General features: G+C 37.8%; 16 protein-coding genes. 5 read left to right on the top strand and 11 right to left on the bottom strand.

Going from position 1 to position 20,311, the window contains the following annotated elements; all coding sequences use genetic code 11:
• Positions 1 to 359: 359 nt before the first annotated feature.
• From FHT21_RS22285 to FHT21_RS22275, 3 genes are all read right to left on the bottom strand, one after another.
• Entirely contained in the window at positions 360 to 2,639 is a 2,280-nt protein-coding gene (locus FHT21_RS22285; protein WP_167296935.1) for an aconitate hydratase, read from the bottom strand.
• 193 nt (positions 2,640 to 2,832) lie between these two features.
• Positions 2,833 to 5,598 (bottom strand): bifunctional aconitate hydratase 2/2-methylisocitrate dehydratase, encoded by a 2,766-nt coding sequence (locus tag FHT21_RS22280; RefSeq protein ID WP_167296934.1) that lies wholly within the window; start codon positions 5,596 to 5,598, stop codon positions 2,833 to 2,835.
• A 486-nt stretch (positions 5,599 to 6,084) separates the two neighbouring features.
• Positions 6,085 to 6,741, bottom strand: coding sequence for a polysaccharide deacetylase family protein (locus tag FHT21_RS22275; RefSeq protein ID WP_167296933.1), 657 nt, complete (start codon positions 6,739 to 6,741; stop codon positions 6,085 to 6,087).
• A gap of 20 nt (positions 6,742 to 6,761) precedes the next feature.
• On the opposite strand from FHT21_RS22275, the gene FHT21_RS22270 reads away from it, so the two are divergent.
• The 4 genes from FHT21_RS22270 to FHT21_RS22255 all read left to right on the top strand — a co-directional run bounded on the left by FHT21_RS22270 (position 6,762) and on the right by FHT21_RS22255 (position 12,002).
• Complete coding sequence (locus FHT21_RS22270; RefSeq protein WP_243854077.1) at positions 6,762 to 8,162, top strand: TolC family protein; 1,401 nt, start codon at positions 6,762 to 6,764, stop codon at positions 8,160 to 8,162.
• Between the two features lie 102 nt (positions 8,163 to 8,264).
• Positions 8,265 to 9,605, top strand: a complete 1,341-nt coding sequence (locus FHT21_RS22265) for an efflux RND transporter periplasmic adaptor subunit (protein ID WP_167296932.1) — start codon at positions 8,265 to 8,267, stop codon at positions 9,603 to 9,605.
• A gap of 172 nt (positions 9,606 to 9,777) precedes the next feature.
• Positions 9,778 to 10,779: an NAD(P)H-dependent glycerol-3-phosphate dehydrogenase gene (locus tag FHT21_RS22260; protein WP_243854076.1), complete on the top strand. Its 1,002-nt coding sequence runs from the start codon at positions 9,778 to 9,780 to the stop codon at positions 10,777 to 10,779.
• A gap of 878 nt (positions 10,780 to 11,657) precedes the next feature.
• Positions 11,658 to 12,002 carry a hypothetical protein gene (locus FHT21_RS22255; protein WP_167296931.1) on the top strand — a complete coding sequence of 115 codons (345 nt, stop codon included), beginning with the start codon at positions 11,658 to 11,660 and terminating at the stop codon, positions 12,000 to 12,002.
• A 73-nt stretch (positions 12,003 to 12,075) separates the two neighbouring features.
• Here FHT21_RS22255 and FHT21_RS22250 read toward each other — a convergent pair whose 3' ends face one another.
• The 7 genes from FHT21_RS22250 to rpmB form a co-directional block, all read right to left on the bottom strand.
• On the bottom strand, positions 12,076 to 12,576 hold the full coding sequence (locus FHT21_RS22250) for a hypothetical protein (RefSeq protein WP_167296930.1): 501 nt from the start codon (positions 12,574 to 12,576) through the stop codon (positions 12,076 to 12,078).
• Positions 12,577 to 12,802: 226 nt separating this feature from the next.
• Positions 12,803 to 14,134: a 30S ribosomal protein S12 methylthiotransferase RimO gene (gene rimO, locus FHT21_RS22245; protein ID WP_167296929.1), complete on the bottom strand. Its 1,332-nt coding sequence runs from the start codon at positions 14,132 to 14,134 to the stop codon at positions 12,803 to 12,805.
• A 90-nt stretch (positions 14,135 to 14,224) separates the two neighbouring features.
• Positions 14,225 to 14,599: a GxxExxY protein gene (locus tag FHT21_RS22240; protein WP_167296928.1), complete on the bottom strand. Its 375-nt coding sequence runs from the start codon at positions 14,597 to 14,599 to the stop codon at positions 14,225 to 14,227.
• A 100-nt stretch (positions 14,600 to 14,699) separates the two neighbouring features.
• Positions 14,700 to 15,662 (bottom strand): signal recognition particle-docking protein FtsY, encoded by a 963-nt coding sequence (gene ftsY, locus FHT21_RS22235; RefSeq protein ID WP_029276206.1) that lies wholly within the window; start codon positions 15,660 to 15,662, stop codon positions 14,700 to 14,702.
• Positions 15,663 to 15,745: 83 nt separating this feature from the next.
• Complete coding sequence (locus FHT21_RS22230) at positions 15,746 to 15,901, bottom strand: DUF4295 domain-containing protein (protein WP_010599808.1); 156 nt, start codon at positions 15,899 to 15,901, stop codon at positions 15,746 to 15,748.
• Positions 15,902 to 15,998: 97 nt separating this feature from the next.
• Complete coding sequence (rpmG, locus tag FHT21_RS22225) at positions 15,999 to 16,181, bottom strand: 50S ribosomal protein L33 (protein ID WP_010599807.1); 183 nt, start codon at positions 16,179 to 16,181, stop codon at positions 15,999 to 16,001.
• Positions 16,182 to 16,225: 44 nt separating this feature from the next.
• A complete protein-coding gene (gene rpmB, locus FHT21_RS22220) occupies positions 16,226 to 16,459 on the bottom strand; it encodes a 50S ribosomal protein L28 (RefSeq protein WP_025145121.1) in 234 nt (77 codons plus the stop codon).
• Between the two features lie 509 nt (positions 16,460 to 16,968).
• On the opposite strand from rpmB, the gene acs reads away from it, so the two are divergent.
• On the top strand, positions 16,969 to 18,864 hold the full coding sequence (acs, locus tag FHT21_RS22215; RefSeq protein WP_167296927.1) for an acetate--CoA ligase: 1,896 nt from the start codon (positions 16,969 to 16,971) through the stop codon (positions 18,862 to 18,864).
• Positions 18,865 to 18,931: 67 nt separating this feature from the next.
• On the opposite strand, the gene FHT21_RS22210 is transcribed toward acs, so the two are convergent.
• Complete coding sequence (locus FHT21_RS22210; protein WP_167296926.1) at positions 18,932 to 20,299, bottom strand: RagB/SusD family nutrient uptake outer membrane protein; 1,368 nt, start codon at positions 20,297 to 20,299, stop codon at positions 18,932 to 18,934.
• Between the last annotated feature and the right edge of the window lie 12 nt (positions 20,300 to 20,311).

The raw sequence follows: 20,311 nt of genomic DNA, 5'->3' as shown, positions 1-20,311 counted from the left end.
GTATCCTTTCGCTACGCTTCAGGGATGCCGCTGCGCCCGGGGCTAGAAGGTTCTTTTACTACAAGTAAGGCGAAATCTTCCCTTATAGTGTTCCTGTCTCTGCCATCTAAACCCGATATACGCGAATGCTGGTTTTTTCAACCAGCAGCAGCATTAGCGGGACTAGCCTCGTCCTAAGAACTACTGCAATTGCTTTCCAAAAAAATGAAGTGGTTGATCTTAAATTATAGTATGGATCCCCCTTGAGGAATTATCATTGCAATAACGGGTTTTTGCTATAAAAAAAAATCCCGTTCTGATTTAACAAAACGGGATTGATATTTTAAACTCTAGACTTAGGACTAGAGACTCATGACTATTTAAAGAGCTGCCTTGGCTGCTGCCTCAGCCCGAATAATATTTAGTGCACCACCAGCTTTAAACCAGTCTATTTGTTGTGCATTATAACTATGATTAACAGGAAATGATTCTTGTGAGCCATTAGCGTGGTGTAATACTAAAGTTAATGGTTTATCTGGAGCAAATTCTGTTAAGCCTAGGATATCGATAGTGTCATCTTCCAAAATTTTATCGTAATCATCTTTATCCGTGAAAGTTAAGGCCAGCATACCTTGTTTTTTAAGATTGGTTTCGTGTATACGGGCAAAAGATTTTACCAATACAGCACGTACACCTAAATGGCGGGGCTCCATAGCAGCGTGTTCACGTGATGAACCTTCACCATAGTTTTCGTCGCCAACAACAATAGATCCTAAGCCAGCCGCTTTATAATCGCGTTGAGTTGCAGGAACAGGCCCGTATTCGCCGGTTAATTCATTTTTAACGTTATCTGTTTTATCGTTAAAGTAGTTAACCGCACCAATAAGCATGTTGTTAGAAATGTTATCTAAGTGGCCGCGGAATTTTAACCATGGACCAGCCATAGAAATATGATCGGTTGTACATTTACCTTTGGCTTTGATTAAAAGTTTTAAACCTTTTAAGTCGGTGCCTTCCCAAGGGGTAAATGGATCTAGTAATTGTAAACGGTGCGAAGTTGGAGAAACTAAAACCTGAACAGATGAGCCATCAACAGCCGGTGCCTGATAACCTGCATCGTCTACAGCGAAACCTTTTGTTGGTAATTCAAAACCAGTAGGCGGGTCTAATTTAACCTGTTCTCCCTTATCGTTTGTTAATGTATCGGTTAATGGATTAAAACCTAAATTACCAGAAATGGCAATTGCAGCAACCATTTCTGGCGACGCTACGAATGCAAAAGTATTGGGATTGCCATCTGCACGTTTAGCAAAATTTCTGTTAAACGAGTGTACGATAGTGTTTTTTTCTGCTTTTTCTGCACCAGTACGATCCCACATACCAATACATGGCCCGCAAGCATTTGTAAAAATGGTTGCATCTAAATCTTCGAAAGTTTTTAAGAAACCATCGCGGTCTGCAGTATAGCGCACCTGCTCAGACCCTGGGTTGATACCGAAAGCCGATTTGGTTACTAAACCTTTTGCAATAGCCTGGTTGGCAATAGAAGCTGCTCTTGATAAATCCTCGTAAGAAGAGTTGGTACAAGAACCAATTAAGCCCCATTCTACTTTTAAAGGCCATCCATTTTTCTCTGCCTCAACTTTCATCTGAGAAACAGGAGTGGCTAAATCTGGTGTAAATGGACCGTTTAAATATGGTTCTAAAGTATCTAAATCGATCTCAATAACCTGATCGAAATAGTTTTCCGGATCAGCATAAACTTCATCATCACCAGTTAAATATGCTGCAATTTTGTTTGCTTCATCAGCAACTTCATTTCTACCGGTAGCACGTAAATAACGTTCCATACTTTCATCATAACCGAAAGTAGATGTAGTTGCACCAATTTCGGCACCCATATTGCAAATGGTACCTTTACCCGTACAGCTTAAGTTAACAGCACCATCACCAAAATATTCTACAATTGCACCGGTACCACCTTTTACAGTAAGGATACCCGCAACTTTAAGAATTACATCCTTAGCAGCAGTCCAGCCGTTTAATTTACCTGTTAATTTAACGCCGATTAACTTAGGGAATTTAAGCTCCCAAGGTAAACCAGCCATTACATCGCAGGCATCAGCACCACCAACCCCAATAGCAACCATTCCCAAACCACCTGCATTTACGGTATGCGAGTCCGTTCCGATCATCATTCCACCCGGGAAAGCATAATTTTCTAAAACTACCTGGTGAATAATACCAGCACCTGGTTTCCAAAAACCGATACCATATTTGTTCGAAACAGATGATAAGAAATCAAAAACTTCGGCACTTTCTGTTTTAGCATGAGGTAAATCGATTGCAGCACCTTCTTTAGCTGTAATTAAGTGATCGCAATGCACAGTAGAAGGCACAGCTACTTTTGGGCGGCCAGCTTGCATAAACTGCAATAAGGCCATCTGAGCCGTTGCATCTTGCATCGCAACACGATCTGGTGCAAAGTCTACATAGTCAGAGCCACGTTTAAACGCCGTTTTAGGATCTCCATCCCAAAGGTGTGCATACAATATTTTCTCAGATAATGTTAAAGGCCTGCCAACTATTTTGCGTGCAGCTTCAACGCGGCTGCTAAAGTTTGCATAAACCTTTTTAATCATGTCTATATCAAAAGCCATACTTTATTTTTTTTTAAATTATTGTCAATAACAATGCTAACTAAATTAAACAATTTTTAATAGACTTATTTTTAAGATTTGTCAAATTATGTTATTTAAAACCATTCTATTCAATTGTTAATGTAAATAAAAAGGCTACCCGATTATCGGATAGCCTCCTGCCTTATTAACAAAAAATATGTTTATTTGTTTCTTATTGTTTTGTAGAAATAGGTGTAAACTTGGTTAAGTTGATGCCTTCTACTGCTACTTTGTATTCCTCAATGCTCGGTATACGACCTAAGATAGCAGAAAGAACCACTACTGGTGTAGATGCCAATAAAGACTCTCCTTTTTTACCATCTCTATCTTCCACTACACGGCCCTGGAATAAACGTGTTGATGTAGCCATTACAGTATCTCCTTTAGCCGCTTTCTCTTGGTTACCCATGCACAGGTTACAACCAGGGCGTTCTAAATACATGATGTTTTCGTACTCAGTACGTGCTGTGCTTTTAGGTAGCGCGTCGCTAAACTCAAATCCGGAGTATTTTTGTAAATACTCCCAGTCGCCTTCTGCTTTCAACTCATCAATAATATTGTAAGTTGGGGCTGCAACTACCAATGGTGCTTTAAATTCTACTTTACCGGTTTGGCTCTCTACGTTTTTCAATAATTGAGAAACGATTTTTAAATCGTCTTTATGTACCATACAAGAACCTACGAAACCAAGGTCTACTTTTTTATCGCCACCATAAAAGGTTAAGTCTCTGATAGTATCATGCGTATAACGTTTAGAAACATCGGCGTTGTTCACATCCGGATCGGCAATCATTGGCTCTTGAATAAGATCAAGATCAATTACTACTTCTGCATAGTATTTGGCATTGTCATCAGGCATTAAAGCTGGCTTAATACCGGTTTTAATTTCTTCAATACGTTTGTTTGCTTTGTTGATCAAACCTTGTAAAACCTGGTTATGGTTGTCCATACCCTTGTCTATCATAATTTGAATACGGTTTTTAGCAATTTCTAGCGATTGAATTAAAGTATCGTCCTGCGAAATACAGATCGATGCTTTTGCTTTCATCTCAGCAGTCCAGTCGGTAAAAGTAAAGGCCTGGTCGGCTAATAAAGTGCCGATGTGCACCTCGATAATACGGCCTTGGAATACGTTTTCACCATCAAATTGCTGCAGCATTTGCAATTGCGTAGCATGAACCACATCACGGAAATCCATGTGTTGTTTCATTTCACCTTTGAAAGTAACTTTTACTGACTCGGGAATTGGCATAGAAGCCTCACCGGTTGCCAATGCTAATGCTACGGTACCAGAATCGGCACCGAAAGCCACTCCTTTTGACATACGTGTGTGCGAGTCACCACCTATGATAATAGCCCACTCATCAATAGTAATGTCATTCAATACCTTGTGGATAACATCGGTCATTGAATGGTATTCGCCTTTAGGATCGCGGGCAGTAATCACACCAAAATCATTCATAAACTTCATTAGTTTAGGGATGTTTGCCTGTGCTTTTTTATCCCAAACAGATGCCGTGTGGCAGCCTGACTGGTAAGCGCCATCAACAATCGGAGAAATAACTGTAGCAGCCATCGCCTCTAACTCCTGAGCGGTCATTAAACCGGTAGTATCTTGCGAACCTACAATGTTTACTTCTACGCGCACATCAGAACCTGCATGAAGCACCTTACCTGGTGTTAAACCTACTGCATTTCTGTTAAATATTTTTTCTACAGCAGTTAAACCTTGGCCTTCAACAGATACTTCTTTAGCTGGTGCAAATACTACAGGAGCTTCAATACCTAACGTTTTGGCCGCAAATGTTTGGATTTTTTTACCAAAAACAATGGCGTATGAACCACCCGCTTTGATAAACTCCATTTTTTGAGGAGTCAATGCTTTCGCAATATCAATCAGTTCCTGATTTCCGTTATATAATTTTTTAGTTCTGGTATTGATTGTAAGCACGGTTCCGGTTTCAACAGAAAACACCTGCTCTAAAATTGGCTCGTCGTTTTCATTGCGCACAACATTACCGTTCTCGTCAGTTTTCTTTACCCAGTTTTTAAGGTCGATACCAATACCGCCTGTTACATCAACTGTGGTTAAAAAAATTGGCGAGATCCCATTGGTACCACCAACAATTGGTGCAATATTTACAAACGGAACATACGGACTCGATTGTTTACCTGTCCAAAGGGCCACGTTGTTAACGCCCGACATGCGTGAAGAACCTACACCCATGGTGCCTTTTTCAGCCACTAACATTACACTTTTATCAGGATGTTGTGCTTGCAACGCTTTGATTTCCTCCTGTGCCTCTGGCGTAATCATACATTTGCCATGCAATTCGCGATCTGAACGAGAGTGAGCCTGGTTTCCTGGAGATAATAAATCAGTAGAAATATCACCAATACCAGCGATAAAAGTTACTACTTTAATTTCTTCTGCTACTTCAGGAAGTTTGGTAAAGAATTCGGCCTTGGCGTAGCTTTCTAATATTTCTTTAGCGATAGCATTGCCATTGTTGTAAGCATCTTTCAAACGATCGGTATCGGCATCATACAAGTAAACCTGTGTTTTAAGAACGTCTGCTGCTTTTTTAGCTTTATCGCCATTATCTGCCAAAGCGATATCTAACAAAACTTTGATAGAAGGACCACCCTTCATGTGCGATAATAGTTCGAAAGCAAAATCAGGTGTGATTTCTGCAACGATAGTTCCGCCTAAAATAATTTCTTTTAAAAACTCTGCTTTTACACCTGCAGCTCCGGTAGTACCCGGCAAGGTGTTGTATATGAAAAAATTAACAGCATCTGCCCTGTTAAAATTATTTACATTTTTGATTTGATCGATGATTTCACTCAGTAATTCTGCTCCATCAATAGGTTTGGGATGAAGACCTTGAGCTTTTCTGTCTTCAATCTCCTGGATATAATCGTTATAAATACTCATCTTAGCTATTTTATTCTTTTTTATAAGATTGTGCAACAAATGTACACCCGCTTTTTACAAAAAAAGAATAAGTTTTTGTATATTAATTTGCTTTTACTGAGCCAATAGGGCACAGTTTTTTGGTTAAAACAAAAATAGCAAAAAACAACCCTTAAATGCAATTTAGGCAGGTGATTAAACAATTTGGAATCGTTCTAAACAACAAAAAAGAAAGGGAATTAAAGGCCATAAAATCCCATAAATCAAGGTAGGATTTATAACCATAGCGTTAAGAAAAGGCACTAAAAACTGGCCTCTACAAAATCGTGTTAATCGGTACTGCTGTTAGTTAAAAAGTAATTATCAGTGATAGGATCTTAATAGCTAGGTTAACTGTTCGATTCCGTACAGTTTTGTCCGTTTTTGAACAACTGAAAATTTGTTATCTAACTTAAAGCTTGTTTTAGCTTGCTAAAGTAAGCACAGGCTGTTCTGGCATAACAATGGCTAAAGTGTAGCGAAAGTGAAACCCTTTTCGGTAAAATAGGCTAAAACCTTAGGAAGTGCGTATGCTAAACGATCAAATGCTTTTAAACTATCGTGAAATACAATTATAGAGCCATTTTCGGTATGTTTAATCACGTTTTGATAACATTTTTCGGGAGAGAGCTTAATGTCGAAATCGCCGCTGAGTACATCCCACATTATGATTTTCAGTCCTGAGTCGATAGTCTTAAGTCTTGAGTCGGACTTCGGACTTTGGACTTTGGACTTCAGACTTTTAATCTGACTTTTTCTAATCCTTCCGTAAGGGGGGCGGAAAAGATTGGTTTGTGTAAGCTCCTGGCATTTTAGTGTATTTTGAAGGTAGGTTTCATTATCGGTTTTCCAGCCTTTTAAATGATTAAAAGTATGGTTGCCAATAGCATGTCCGTCGTTTTTTACATGTTCAAAAACTTCGGGGTGTTTTACAATATTATCTCCAATGCAAAAAAATGTAGCTTTAGCATTAAAGACTTTTAAAGTTTTTAATACAAAATCTGTAACATTGGGTATAGGTCCATCGTCAAAGGTCAAATAAATAACTTTTTCGGTGCGGGATTTATTCCATAATAGTGATGGATAATACCATTTTAGCAGAAGCGGTGATTTGATCAGGTACATTTTAGCTGCAAAGTTACTAAATGCCTGTACAGATTGAAATTATTAAAGTTGTTTATATAGATTTGAAACAAATTATGAAGATGTTTACCAAGAAGAAGTTAATTACCGGATCTGCGTTATTAGTGACATTAAGTTTTAGTCAGCAAATAAGGGCTCAAGAAGTGATCAGCATTCAGCAGGCAGTTGAAAACACATTAAAAAATAATTTAAATATTAAACAAGCCGCTTTCAATGCTGCTCTCAGTGAAGAAAACGTTCGCCAATCTAAAAATGCGCTGTTGCCTACAGTGAGTGGAGGTATTGATCAATCTATGAGGTGGGGAAGAAGTCAGGTAACATCAGGTTTATTTCTAAACACTCAGAATTATAGCTTAAGTCCCAGTTTATCTACTAATGTGCTTGTGTTTGGAGGGGGAGCTCAACTTAATCAGATCAGACAGAATAAGTTATTGTTAGCTTCGGATCAAACCAATGTAGAAAAAGTAAAAAATGATCTTATTTTGCAGGTAGTAACAGCTTATTTGCAGGTATTAAATAATGAGGATCAGGTTAAAGCGACAAAACAACAATTGGATGTAGCCAACTCTACCCTAAAAAGGGAACAAGCACTTTTGGACGTTGGAAATAAAACCCTGGCCGATATATCTCAGGCGAAATCACAAGCGGCAACGGCCGAGCTTAATTTAACTAATGCTCAAAACCAGTTAACTATATCTTATCTAACTTTAGGGCAATTGATGGAGATTCAACCTCCTATGACATTTAAAGTTCAGGCACCGTTGGTTAGTGAAATGAATAACATTCAATCTAACTATGTTCCTACTGATATTTATAATCAAGCTTTAAATACCTTCCCCGATATCAAATTGGCAAATTTGAATACAAAAGCTGCGGAAAAAGCAATTGATGTTGCCAAAGGAAGTTATTATCCCAGGGTTACATTTGGAGGAGGCTTAGGATCCTTCTATCAATACCAGTTTAGTATACCTGGGAATCATCCATTTTTTACTCAATTGTCTGATAACTTTGCTCAATCAGTCAATATGGGTATTTCAATACCGATTTTCAATGGTTTTACTGCAAGATCAAATGTAAGAAAGGCTAAAATAGTATTCCAACAGCGTATCACTGATGAACGATTGGCTAAAAATAACCTGATCAAGGTAATCAACCAGGCTGTTGCCGACTTAAACGCCGCACAGAGCAGGTATACTTCTACTCAAAACGCTTTTCAGGCACAAAAAGACGCTTTTTATGTAATCGAGCAGCGTTACGCTGTTGGGTTGGTAAACTCTTTAGATTACAGTACAGCACAAACCAATAGAAATAAAGCCGAGATAGATTTTATCTTAGCGAAATACGATTTACTGTTCCGTGCCAAAGTAATCGACTATTATTTGGGCAAACAGATTGTTTTTTAGGTTAAAGCTGAAAGCTAGTTACACATAACACTACGTCTTTCAACTTTATAGCATTTTAACCTTAAAATATTACAACTTTAAACAAACGAAATACAATAAATTATGAAACTGAAGCATATTATTATTACCGTAGTTGCTATTGTAGCCCTTCTAGTGATATTAAAACTGGCCGGAGTTATTGGTGGTGATAAGACCGAAAAAGTAACTACAGAAAAAGCGTCAGATAAAACTGTTGTAGAAACAGTAACAGCAAGTGGTAAGATACAGCCAGAAACAGAAGTTAAATTAAGCTCTGAGGTATCGGGAGAGGTAGTAGAGTTAAAAGTAAAAGAGGGCGATATTGTTAAAGCTGGTCAATTACTTTGTAAAGTACGCCCTGATGTTTTACAATCGGGATATGAAAGAACGGTAGCTAGCTTTAATGCACAAAAAGCGAGTGTGGCTTCTGCCCAACAACAATTGGTACAGAACCAGGCGAACTTTGTAAACGCAGAGGCAACTTATAAACGTAATGTTGAACTGTTTAATAAAAAAGTAATCTCTGCATCCGAGTTCGATGCAGCTAAAGCGGCCTATTTAACAGCTAAAGCAAATTTAGCCAGTGCGAAAGAGAGTGTAGTAGGTGCTAAATTTACTTTAGAACAAACTGGGGCAAACGTTAAAGAAGCTGGTGCAAACCTGGCTAAAACTACTATTTATGCACCAGTTGATGGTGTGGTTTCGAAACTGTCAATCGAACTGGGAGATCGTATTTTAGGAACTTCGCAAATGGCAGGTACAGAAATTATGCGTATTTCTAACCTATCATCAATGGAGGTTAATGTTGATGTTAACGAAAATGATATTACCCGCGTTAAAGTTGGAGATAAAGCTTCTATCGAGGTTGATGCCTTTTCTGATAAAAAATTTCGAGGAGAGGTAACCGAAATTGCAAGTTCATCAACAGCAGTGGGTACTGCCGTATCTACCTCTGTAGATCAGGTAACCAATTTTTCGGTAAAAATTAGAATTACAGAAGAATTAGCGGGTAAACAACAGTCTATTTTCCGACCAGGAATGTCGGCTACTGTTGATATAGAAAGTGAATCGTTAACTGGTTTGGCTATTCCTATCCAAGCGGTATTTACTGATAATGCAAAAACTGCCGATGCTAGCCAGAACCAGGGTAACCAGGCAAATGCCGATAAGCAAAAAACTAAATTAACCGATAAAAAGGTGAAACAATACGTTTATGCCTACGATGCTAAAACCAAAAAGGTTAAAAAAACAGAGGTAACTACCGGCATCCAAAATGATCAGTTCATTATTGTGAAATCTGGTGTTAAAGCTGGCGAAGAAATTGTAACAGGTCCTTACTCTGCTATCCAAAACAAATTAAAAGATGGAATGGTTGTAGAAAAAACATCTAAAGACCAGTTGTTTAACAAAGACGCTAAAAAGTAGTTTATAATTAATCGCAAGAAATAGTAACTTGCGCTGTTTAAGGTGTATTCCTAAGGTTTAGGGTGTAAGGTTTAAGGTATTGGGCATTAGTCTTTACCTTAAGCCTTACACCTTTTGCCTTATACCTTTAAAATAAGGTCTTACACCTTTACCTTAAACCTTTTTTATAAACATGGTACCTAAAATAGCAATGATAGGGGGCGGGAGCTGGGCGACTGCCATTGTAAAAATGCTTGCAGACAATTTAGCTGAAAAGGAAATTTTTTGGTGGATGCGCAATGAAACTGCTATCGAGCATATCAAGAAATTTAGGCATAATCCTAACTATATCAGTTCGGTTGAAATTAAATTGGATGAGGATGACCATATTTCATCTGATATCAATTCTATTATAAAATCTGCCGATTTTGTGATTTTAAACGTTCCGGCGGCATTTTTAAAAACTACGCTATCTTCTATTACTCCAGAAGATTTAAAAGGGAAAAAAATTGTTTCGGCGATAAAAGGTATTGTACCGGAAGATAATCTGATTATCGGTGAATTTATGCACGAAAAATACGGCATTCCCTATCACGATATTTTGGTGGTTAGCGGGCCTTGCCATGCCGAAGAGGTAGCGTTAGAAAAATTATCTTATCTCACCATTGCTTGTACCAATGTGGAGCAGGCATCAACATTTGCTTCATTTTTAAATACCCGTTACATTAAAACTAATGTTTCGGATGATATTTTCGGGACAGAATATGCAGCAGTCTTAAAAAATATTTATGCCGTTGCCAGTGGCATTTGCCATGGCATAGGTTATGGCGATAATTTCCAGGCGGTATTGATCAGTAATGCCATCCGTGAGATTAAACGTTTCGTTGATATTGTTCATCCTATTACTAGAGATATTATGGAGTCGGCATATCTTGGCGATTTGTTGGTTACCGCGTATTCGCAGTTCAGCCGCAACCGTACGTTTGGTAATATGGTAGGGAAAGGTTACACCGTAAAATCTGCCCAGTTGGAAATGAATATGATTGCCGAGGGATATTATGCTGTGAAATGTATGCATATTAAAAACCAGGCATACAATGTAGATATGCCAATTTGTAAAGCGGTGCATAGCATTATCTACGAAAACCGTTCGCCGCATATCGAAATGAAATTATTAGCCGAGAAGTTAAATTAAGGCCATACTCTTAAAGTATTGGCTATCCATTTCAAAAAAATAATTTAAATTTATTGTAAAGCAGGTTTCTTGCTTTTCGGTTGGGGTAGCCCTTCTTTTCGCTATTATCTTTTTGTGAAGGTTAGTGAGTATTTTTAGGTAGCGCACCAAAAAGTATAGCCGCTGCAATAAGGTTTATTTAAGGTGGGGCAGTGGAAGAAAAGAAGCCACATTTTGCCAAATATTATACGTTTCGCTCTACCTGCACTACCGAGTGTCTTAGCCCCGGGCACAGCGGCATCCCTGAAGCGCAGCGAAAGGATATAGTGGAGCACGGGAACTGGCTTAAATAGCTGCTCTGGCCCTGCGCTTCAAAAAAATAATTTAAATTTATTGTAAGCAGGTTTCTTGCTTTTCGGTTGGGGTAGCCCTTCTTTTCGCTATTATCTTTTTGTGAAGGTTAGTGAGTATTTTTAGGTGGCGCACCAAAAAGTATAGCCGCTGCAATAAGGTTTATTTAACGTGGGGCAGTGGAAGAAAAGAAGCCGCATTTTGTCAAATATTATACGTTTCGTTCTACCTGCACTACCGAATGTCTTAGCCCCGGGCGCAGCGGCATCCCTGAAGCGCAGCGAAAGGATATAGTGGAGCACGGGAACAGGCTTAAATAGCTGCTCTGGCCCTGCGCTTAAAAAAAATAATTTAAATTTATTGTATGCAGGTTTCTTGCTTTTCGGTTGGAGTAGCCCTTCTTTTCGCTATTATCTTTTTGTGAAGGTTAGTGAGTATTTTGATCCTGCAGCAAAAAGTTTAACCACCGAAAAAATAATTGTACTCCTGCAAAACAAAACTACCAGTTAACTCGTTGTAATTTAACATTTAAATAAAAATTAGCGGTTATGAAAAAGAAATTTGTAATGGGTTTATTAGCGCTGACCTTAGTTGGCGGCGTTGCTCTTAGTGTAAATGCACAAGAAAAGAAAAAAAGCGAAGTTGGTAAGGCACTAGACCATACCGGAAAGGCAATTAGTAAAGGTGCCAAATCGGTTGGTAATAAAACTGCTGAAGTAGCGGTAAAGGGCAGTTCGAAAATTGCAGATAAAACCTGGAAAGGTAAAATGGCACCAGATGGTTCTGATGTTTATATCAATGCAAAAAATGAAAAATATTATGTAAACTCGAAAGGTGCTAAAATTTGGTTAAAACCTAGTCAGATTAAAAACAGACCTGCATCTAAAAAATAAGTCTAAAAAATCCCGATGAACTTTACTCACCGGGATTTTTTATGTAAATCAGTTATACCTGAAGTACCACACTTTAAACTTTTAAGGTATAGATGCTATTGAGGTACTGACTGTTTGCATTCGGAAGCTCTTTAGGTGCATCGTTTTTATCGATCAGTAATTTTTCTACTGCCTGGTTATTTACCTTTAAATTAAGCTCATAAAGCTTATCGCCAAGTTTAAGATAAAAGGTATTATCAATACTTTTCGCTTGTTGGCCTATTTCAGAAGAAACAAGCTGATAATAATCCATTTTCAAATTATTTGTATAGGTAAAGGGCTGGCGAATGTCAAAATGGAGTTGTTTAATTACATTGTTGGCATCTTTAGAATAAAGTTGTATCTGGGTTTTGTCTAAAAAACCTGTAGTTTTAGGATTAAGAAGATCCGCATCTGTACTGTTTTTAATCACCAGCCCCAAGCTTGTGTCATAATTTATAGGGGAGCAGGCACATAGTCCACCGCCGTTAGTTATTTTTTTGCAACCTAAATTGGTGATGAAAATTAGTACGAGAACAAATAGAATTTTTTTCATTTGGTTTAAATTATTGAATAGTTATACTTTTAAGGAAGGTATATTCTGTTTAATTGCAATTAACCGCAATCGTTTGGTTAATCCAGTTTAGCGCTTCCATATCTGGTTCTATTCTTTAAACGATGATGCGGCGGTATTTGCTACAGCTAAAAGCGAATATTTTAATGTTTATAAAAACAAAAACCCCAGAAGCACTGCTTCTGGGGTTTCTTATCTTTTATATTTTTTAAACTATAGTTCCGTATAAATCGAAATCTTCAGCCCTGTCTATCTTCACATTAACAAAACTTCCATTGGCGGCATAACCTGTTGCAGCGTCGATTAAAACTTCGTTATCAACTTCAGGCGAATCAAACTCGGTTCTGCCTACAAAGAAATCGCCTTCTTTTTTATCAACCAGTACTTTGAAGGTTTTGCCTACTTTTTCCTGGTTAATATCAAATGAAATGCCTTGTTGTATTTCCATAATATCATCCACACGTTGTTGCTTAACTTCTTCCGGAATATCATCAACTAAAGTATGTGCGTGCGTTTTTTCTTCGTGCGAATAGGTAAAGCAGCCTAAACGATCGAATTTAGTTTCGGCAACCCATTCCTTCATTTCTTCAAAATCGCGTTCTGTTTCGCCTGGATATCCGCATATTAGGGTGGTGCGCATGGCAATGTTGGGTACCTTATCCCTAATCTGGTTAACTAAATCGATGGTTTTTTGTTTGGTTGTGCCACGGCGCATCGATTTTAGCATGTTATCGGTAATGTGCTGTAATGGCATATCCAGATATTTGCAGATGTTGTCGCGTTCGTTCATAGCGTCCAAAATTTCCATCGGGAAACCAGAAGGGTAGGCATACTGCAAACGGATCCATTCAATTCCAGGAACATCTGACAGGCGACGCATCAACTCATCGAGTTTACGCACACCATAAAGGTCTAAACCATAATAGGTAAGGTCCTGTGCAATTAAAATCAACTCCTTAGTGCCGTTTTTGGCCAATATTTTAGCTTCGTTAACCAATTCTTCCATTGGTTTGCTCAAGTGTTTGCCACGCATTAAAGGGATGGCACAGAAAGAGCAGGGACGGTTACAGCCTTCAGCAATTTTGAAATAGGCAAAATGAGATGGGGTAGTGAGTAAACGTTCGCCAATCAGTTCATGTTTGTAATTAGCTCCAAGTTCGTGCAGAATATTTTGTAAATCGTTGGTGCCAAAAAAGGCATCTACATTGGTAATTTCTGATTCCAGTTCAGGTTTGTAGCGTTCAGAAAGGCAGCCTGTAACCACCACTTTACCAATTTTACCAGCTTCTTTCAGCTCACTGAACTGTAGAATGGTATCAATTGATTCTTGTTTAGCATTATCAATAAAACCGCAGGTATTGATTACCACGATATCATCTTTGCCCATCTTGTCTGATTCGTGAACAACATTCAAATTGTTGCCACGCAACTGCCCCATCAACACTTCCGAATCGTATATGTTTTTTGAACAACCTAATGTAATTACATTAATTTTTGGTTGTTTAACTGCGCTTTTACTTCTTACTATTTTGGTATTCATATTGTGTATGATTCCACCGATTACTAATGATTTCGGTGATTAATCTTATGATTGGATTAATAGATTAAGGTTTTTATGCCTATTATACTGTTAAATAGATAAGCGTTTTACCTCACAGCTTGTGTTTCCAAAGTTAATCAATAATCCGGTTTTAATTTTGCTTGCTTTTAAGTATGATATAAGTTGACTTTGAAATAACTTAGGTTGATATCCTGTCACTGATTTTAATTCTACAATTACTTTATCTTCAACAAAAAGATCACACCTAAATTTTCCTACAATAATGCGCTCAAATACAACACTGAACTCTTTTTCTGCTGTGTAAATTAAGCCTGCTTGTTGAAGTTTGATTTTTAGCGCATTCACGTATATTTTTTCCAGAAATCCTGGACCTAACTGATTATGAACTTCATAACAACAGCCTATAATGGTTTGTGTTAAGGTGTCTTTTTCATATTCGATCATATATATAAATCTATATAAAATCTGTGAAATCCACTAATCGGTGTAATCACCCACGAAGTGAACCTGTAGCTAAATCTCCAGTATATTCACACAAGAAGTGTTACTTAAACAAACTATTCACAAACTCTTTCTTGTCAAAAAGCTGTAAATCGCCTATTTTTTCGCCCACGCCAATGTATTTAACAGGAATCCTGAACTGATCTGAAATTCCGATTACTACACCACCTTTCGCTGTTCCATCTAATTTTGTAATGGCCAATGCATTAACATCTGTTGCTTCGGTAAACTGTTTGCACTGCTCAAAAGCGTTTTGTCCGGTTGAGGCATCTAATACCAGTAAAATTTCGTGTGGTGCACCTGGTACTACCTTTTGCATCACCTGCTTAATTTTACCCAACTCGTTCATCAAGCCGATTTTGTTGTGTAAACGTCCGGCAGTATCGATAATTACTACATCTTCATTATTGGCCACGGCAGACTGTAAGGTATCAAAAGCAACTGAAGCAGGATCAGAACCCATGGCCTGTGCTACAACCCGTACGCCAACACGTTCGCCCCAAAGTTTAATCTGATCAACAGCTGCGGCTCTAAAGGTATCGGCAGCGCCTAATACTACTTTAAGTCCTGATTCTTTAAGTTTATGTGCCAGCTTTCCGATAGTAGTTGTTTTACCAACACCATTTACGCCAACCACCATGATAACATATGGTTTATGATCGCCATATTCGAACTGACGGAAATCGTTACTATTGTTTTCAGATAACAGCAACTGGATTTCATCCCGCAGGATAAAATTTAACTCTGAGGTATTGAGGTATTTGTCTTTAGCAACACGTTCTTCAATACGTTTGATGATTTTTAATGTAGTGCTTACGCCTACATCAGAAGTAACCAAAACTTCTTCCAGATTATCGAGAACTTCATCATCAACAGAAGATTTTCCTGCTACGGCTTTGGTAATTTTATTAAAGAAACCGTCTTTGGTTTTCTCTAAACCTTTATCCAGCGCTTCCTGAGCTTCAGGTGCAGTTTCTTTCTTTTTGAAAAAATCGAATAAACCCATATCTAAAATTTGCTATAACAAAAAAAGCCCTTCCGGTTAAAACGGAACGGCCTTTAATATTTTTATATTAAAAAATATTAACCTTATTTAGATGCGATAGCATCTTTTACGTGGTCGTTGTGTACGATAAGTTCTTTGAATGAGTAAGCACCAGTTTTTGGTGATTTTACCATTGTAATTACTTTCGAATATTCTTTACCTGTACCTGTTTTAAGGGTTGCAACTACTTTCTTTGCCATGTTCTTATAATTTTAATTATTAGATTTGAGATATCAGACATTAGATTTGAGACTTGCAAATGCTTTAGTCTTTAAGCTTTGGTCTTTTATTCTAAACCTATTTAATTTCTTTATGTACGGTTACTTTTCTCAATACTGGATTGAATTTTTTCAATTCTAATCTTTCAGTAGTGTTTTTACGGTTCTTGGTAGAAATATATCTAGACATACCTGGCATGCCACTTTCTTTATGTTCAGTACATTCTAAAATAACCTGAACTCTGTTACCTTTTTTTGCCATTTTAATATAAATTGAAAACTGTTAATCTCAACAGTTAATGTTTTTTACAAAAATCCTTTTTTTACGAAACGGTTAATTGCTTCGCTAATGCCCACTTTATTGATGGTTTTAATCGCTGAAGTAGAAACTTTCAACGTAATCCAACGGTTTTCTTCAGGAATATAAAATTTCTGAAGTTGTAGGTTTGGGTAAAATTTGCGTTTGGTTTTAACGTTTGAGTGAGAAACGTTGTTACCTACCATTGCTTTTTTTCCTGTTAAATCACAAACTCTTGACATGACTTGTAAATATAGTTGTTAATATCGTCCGCTTAATTTTTTTAAGAGTGTGCAAATATCTGAATAATAATTGTAAAAGACAATAGCCTAGCTAATTATTTTTATAATTAACCTGGCTTAGATCGTTAATTTTGATTTTAAGCATTTAATAGCGGTTCTGGATTAAAGTGGTCGTTGATTTTTTAAGGAAAGCCGCGCCTTTGCTTCTTCGGTTACAGCAGCCTCGGCCTTTGCTTAATCAGGTTTGCAATTGGCAGGAAGCACGGGCTTTATAACATGGTGCTTATCATACAAGGTTTCGAGAATAATTATCGAATTTAGGTTAATTAATATCCGTAAGCGATAAAAGGTTTGTTATGCCGACTATAAATTCTTAATATATTGGAAATGTTAAGAAATAATTATTCCCTGGCAAACGTTTGATATTCATTTTGATACGATTAGACTGTTTTTCCTTATTATTATTTATTTAAATTAGCCGTCACTAATCCAAAATATAAAAACAAGCAATGCAAATTACATCTTTTAAGCAATACGAAGAAGATTATAAGAAAAGCGTAGAAAACCCAGAGCAGTTTTGGGGCGAAGTAGCGCAAAACTTTCAATGGCGCAAGCCTTGGTTCAAGGTATTATCCTGGAACTTTAACGAACCCAATATCAAATGGTTTGAAGGTGCAAAACTTAATATCACCGAAAATTGTTTAGATCGTCACCTAGCAACCAATGGAAATAAACCAGCCATTGTTTGGGAACCGAATAACCCAGAAGAAGAAAGTGTTACTTATACTTATAAAATGTTGCACGAACGCGTTTGTCGTTTTGCCAATGTTTTAAAACGTAATGGAGCTAAAAAAGGCGATCGTATTTGTATTTATATGCCAATGGTGCCAGAACTGGCTATTGCTGTTTTAGCCTGTGCAAGAATTGGTGCCGTTCACTCGGTTATTTTTGGTGGATTTTCTGCTAAATCTATCGCCGATAGGATTAACGACTCGCAATGTAAAGTAGTGATTACTGCAGATGGCTCATACCGTGGAAACAAACAAATTCCTTTAAAAGATGTAATTGATGATGCCTTGATTGGTTGCCCAACTGTAGAGAAATGTATCGTGCTAACCCATATCCGTACGCCTGTTTCGATGTTGAAAGGTAGAGATGTATGGTGGGAAGATGAAGTTAAACACGTAAATGATATCTGCGAAGCAGAAGAAATGGATGCAGAAGATATGCTGTTTATTCTCTACACATCTGGCTCTACCGGCAAACCTAAAGGTGTGGTGCATACCTGTGGTGGTTATATGGTTTATGCGGGTTATACTTTTTCAAATGTGTTTAATTACCAGCCGGGTGAAGTTTATTTCTGTACGGCAGATATTGGCTGGATTACGGGCCACTCTTATATCGTTTATGGGCCGCTTTCGCAAGGAGCAACATCTGTTTTGTTCGAAGGAATTCCAACTTACCCAAGCCCATCTCGTTTTTGGGATATTGTAGAAAAACATAAAGTAAATACCTTATACACCGCACCTACAGCCATCCGTTCTTTAATGAGTTATGGCGACGACCCACTTAATGGAAAAGATTTGAGTTCGATCCGCGTTTTGGGGTCAGTGGGCGAGCCAATTAACGAAGAAGCATGGCATTGGTTTGATGAAAAAATTGGTCAAGGCAAAGCGCCTATTGTTGATACCTGGTGGCAAACAGAAACCGGGGGGATTATGATTTCGCCTATTGCTACGGTAACCCCAACTAAACCAAGTTTTGCTACATTACCTTTACCAGGAATTCAGCCAATTTTAGTTGATGAAAATGGGAACGAAATTGAAGGAAATGGGGTAATGGGTAATCTTTGTATTAAATTTCCTTGGCCAGGCATGTTGCGTACTACTTATGGCGACCATGAGCGTTGCAAACAGACTTATTTCTCTACCTACGATAATTTATATTTCACCGGTGATGGCTGTTTACGTGATGAAGATGGATATTATAGAATTACCGGACGTGTAGATGACGTATTAAATGTTTCAGGACATCGAATTGGAACCGCAGAAGTAGAAAATGCCATTAATATGCATGCGGGCGTGGTAGAAAGTGCTGTTGTGGGTTATCCACATGATGTAAAAGGGCAGGGGATTTATGCTTTTGTTATTTATCCAGACATGCATGGCGAAGCAGATTTATCTAAAAAAGATATATTGCAGACCGTTACCCGTGTAATTGGAGCCATTGCAAAGCCAGATAAAATATTATTTGTTTCTGGTTTGCCGAAAACACGTTCGGGCAAAATTATGCGCAGAATTCTGCGCAAGATTGCCGAAGGTGATACCAGTAATTTAGGTGATACTTCTACACTGCTTGATCCGGGAGTGGTAGAAGAGATTATTGAAGCGGCTAAAAAGCTTTAGTATGTGATAAACAAGAAAGCTTTCCAATTTTATATTGGGAGGCTTTCTTGTTTTTAATCAACTATGACTAGTAACCTGGGTTTTGTTTCAAAGCTTTATTTACATTTATTTCACGATCTGGAATTGGGAAAACCAATTTAGGATCATCATAAGCAAAAGTGCCTATAGAACGTTTGGTACGTTTATAATCATGAAGTCTGAAACCTTCATAATCCAATTCCTTTTCGCGTTCATTTAAAATAATGTCTAGGGTGGGTACGATATCCCCTAATCCAGCTCTTGTCCTCAAGGTATTGATATCGCTAGCCGGTGTGGCACCAACAGATGTACCTAATCTGAAATTACATTCTGCACGGATCAGATATTGTTCTGTAACTCTGCAAACGGGTATGTTATCATAAAAGCTATACCATTTTTTAGTAAAAAGGCCTGTTCTTGCACCAGTACCTTCGTAAATCATTTCAGTTTGTCTTTTATCACCTGTTTCAAATGAGTCGTAAAACGTGCTATTTACTAAGGCATCAGCCCGGCCCACATTCCCACCTGTAGCATTTTGATAGCTGGCATAAAAGGTAGCTAGCCCATCGTTTGAAGTACCTGCATTACTTTGTTCGTTCTGTTTAATTTCAAAAATGCCTTCACTTGAGTTTTTGGTTCTGAAGGGAGCTTCAAGAGAATTGGTAATTAAGTGATACGGACTGTTGGTAATAATATCGTTTGCTATATCTCTTGCTAAGGCATATTTACCTTCCTGCAGATAAACCCTTGCCAAAAAAGCTTTGGCAGCATATTGATCATCAACTGTAGCCAATTTTGTGATAGCCGATTTTAAATCATTTTCTACCGCAACATACACCTCGGCAACCGTATTTCGCGCAACCGAATTGGTTACATTGTCTATGGTTTTTACCGCTTTGGTAATAATCGGAACCCCAAGATTTGTATTGGTACCAGAGGCATCATAAGGTAAACCATAAAGCCTTACCAGTTCAAAATGCATGATTCCCCTGATAAATAAAGCTTTACCTTCTATTATGTTTTTAGTATCGGCATTGCTTACTACATTTAATGCAGAAAGTACAATATTTGCGGTATTAATTGTACTGTAAGCGGTTACCCAGGTTCTTCTTACGTCAGCATTATCCGCTACAATGGCCTTGCTTGAAATGTTGCGGTAAGTAGTAAAAGTGCCACGCCAGGTAAGGTAATTATCGCTTGCATAAAGATCTGGTATAAATACAAGGTTATTTCCATATAGATCGCCTGTAGCCATAAAAGTATAGGCTCCTATTAGAGCATTCTGAACATCTGCAGTTGTATTGAGTGCCACATTGGCATCAATATTTTGTTTAGGATCTATTTCTAATTGCTTTTTGCAGCTGGATATGCTTAACAAAAGGAAAAATCCAGCCAATATATTTTTATAATTTTTCATATACTAATGTTT

The sequence above is a fragment of the Pedobacter sp. SG908 genome, assembly GCF_011759615.1.
Lineage (GTDB): Bacteria > Bacteroidota > Bacteroidia > Sphingobacteriales > Sphingobacteriaceae > Pedobacter > Pedobacter riviphilus.
This window is presented reverse-complemented; position numbering and strand designations above follow the sequence as displayed.

Excerpts from the sequence above, each read along its gene's own strand:
- FHT21_RS22285 (WP_167296935.1), bottom strand. The coding sequence starts at position 2,639 with ATGGCTTTTGATATAGACATGATTAAAAAGGTTTATGCAAACTTTAGC.
- FHT21_RS22280 (WP_167296934.1), bottom strand. The coding sequence starts at position 5,598 with ATGAGTATTTATAACGATTATATCCAGGAGATTGAAGACAGAAAAGCT.
- FHT21_RS22275 (WP_167296933.1), bottom strand. The coding sequence starts at position 6,741 with ATGTACCTGATCAAATCACCGCTTCTGCTAAAATGGTATTATCCATCA.
- FHT21_RS22270 (WP_243854077.1), top strand. The coding sequence starts at position 6,762 with ATGCCTGTACAGATTGAAATTATTAAAGTTGTTTATATAGATTTGAAA.
- FHT21_RS22265 (WP_167296932.1), top strand. The coding sequence starts at position 8,265 with ATGAAACTGAAGCATATTATTATTACCGTAGTTGCTATTGTAGCCCTT.
- FHT21_RS22260 (WP_243854076.1), top strand. The coding sequence starts at position 9,778 with ATGGTACCTAAAATAGCAATGATAGGGGGCGGGAGCTGGGCGACTGCC.
- FHT21_RS22255 (WP_167296931.1), top strand. The coding sequence starts at position 11,658 with ATGAAAAAGAAATTTGTAATGGGTTTATTAGCGCTGACCTTAGTTGGC.
- FHT21_RS22250 (WP_167296930.1), bottom strand. The coding sequence starts at position 12,576 with ATGAAAAAAATTCTATTTGTTCTCGTACTAATTTTCATCACCAATTTA.
- rimO (WP_167296929.1), bottom strand. The coding sequence starts at position 14,134 with ATGAATACCAAAATAGTAAGAAGTAAAAGCGCAGTTAAACAACCAAAA.
- FHT21_RS22240 (WP_167296928.1), bottom strand. The coding sequence starts at position 14,599 with ATGATCGAATATGAAAAAGACACCTTAACACAAACCATTATAGGCTGT.
- ftsY (WP_029276206.1), bottom strand. The coding sequence starts at position 15,662 with ATGGGTTTATTCGATTTTTTCAAAAAGAAAGAAACTGCACCTGAAGCT.
- FHT21_RS22230 (WP_010599808.1), bottom strand. The coding sequence starts at position 15,901 with ATGGCAAAGAAAGTAGTTGCAACCCTTAAAACAGGTACAGGTAAAGAA.
- rpmG (WP_010599807.1), bottom strand. The coding sequence starts at position 16,181 with ATGGCAAAAAAAGGTAACAGAGTTCAGGTTATTTTAGAATGTACTGAA.
- rpmB (WP_025145121.1), bottom strand. The coding sequence starts at position 16,459 with ATGTCAAGAGTTTGTGATTTAACAGGAAAAAAAGCAATGGTAGGTAAC.
- acs (WP_167296927.1), top strand. The coding sequence starts at position 16,969 with ATGCAAATTACATCTTTTAAGCAATACGAAGAAGATTATAAGAAAAGC.
- FHT21_RS22210 (WP_167296926.1), bottom strand. The coding sequence starts at position 20,299 with ATGAAAAATTATAAAAATATATTGGCTGGATTTTTCCTTTTGTTAAGC.